Source organism: Ruegeria sp. HKCCD8929, from assembly GCF_013031405.1.
GTDB lineage: Bacteria > Pseudomonadota > Alphaproteobacteria > Rhodobacterales > Rhodobacteraceae > Ruegeria.
The window spans coordinates 1-1188 of the sequence record NZ_WPZY01000141.1; the positions used below are offsets into that span (position 1 = coordinate 1).

A 1188-nucleotide genomic window follows, 5' to 3' on the forward strand; every position below is an offset into this window, starting at 1 on the left:
CGTTGCGATTCTTGTCAATCGGTCACAAGGCAATAGTTGCAGCGGCGCTGACGTGTTTTCAACCGAGTGCCGATGCAAGGGAGACCCTAGAATGGCGGTCAGGCGACCAGTGCTTTTTGGTTTTGCGCATGGCGTCTTACCAGGTTTCTTATCTGTTTGCCTTTAGACGGAACGTGACGTGCTAAAGAAGGTGCGTAGTCTGAGGAGGAAATCTCCGGAAAAAGAAAGAGAATTTCTTCATATGCCTCCTCGCCGACACTCTTCAACGCCATTGGCCCTGTAAACAAGCTTTCCGCCGGTGCGCCTTCCGCAAAGACGATTTCGTGATGGTCAAACAGCACATGGAAATAGGTCACCGATTGAGCACTTTCATCAACGAAAACGCCCGGCAAGGCGACAAGCTTGTGCGCAGGGATTAGGACCTCCTCATCACCGAACATCCGTTTCGCAATCGGTGACCGGACCAGCATACGATGTTGCGGCGAAACAAGCAGATCACGACCGGGCAATCCATCACCCAATGCATCCGCGTTTATTCGAATTGGTCGCAACTTGGGTTTCAACGCAAGGTCTTCAGAATTCAAACTTCGGGACCCAATCCAACGAATGCACTGAGGTCCATTGTCCAACGTCAGAACTTCGTCACCGACACTGAGGGTTTCGATTGAACGGGGGCCGTCGATCGTCTCAAGCGTCGTGCCAGCTGCAAAACACGGGACAAGTGTATCAACGTCGACTGAAGGGCCATTATCAAGGATGGGCCCAAATGTGAGCGTTGTGTTGAGTGGCGGGATCGATCCGCCAATGAAAGCAATGAAGAACCCATCCTCGGCATTGACACCGTTGCTCGTCCCGTCACCATTGATATCGTAGTCAACAATACCAATCTGGTATGTGTTGGTGCCATCGTTGACTTGAATTGTGTAATCCCAAAAAATGGCGTTGCCCAGGTACGTCTGGGTCGGATCATTTGGAGTCTCGTTTATGACGTTGTCACCATCGACGATGGTTCCATCAGCACCGTCCGCAATGGTAATCTGGCTGTAGGCGCTAATCTCGAATGTTGAACCGAAAGTAGCGAACCCAGCAGCGGCGTCCGTCATTGTCGTGTCAGTACGAAAGGCTCCGAAGAGGTTTATGGGCATCGGCTCATCCTGCTGTATCTCGAGCTTTTGGTTCGTTTGGTCG

General features: G+C 51.6%; 1 protein-coding gene. It reads right to left on the reverse strand.

Going from position 1 to position 1188, the window contains the following annotated elements; all coding sequences use genetic code 11:
• Positions 1-98: 98 nt before the first annotated feature.
• Positions 99-1188, reverse strand: a 1090-nt coding sequence (locus tag GOX53_RS29450; protein WP_254446869.1) for a Hint domain-containing protein, incomplete at its 5' end; no start/stop codon positions are given.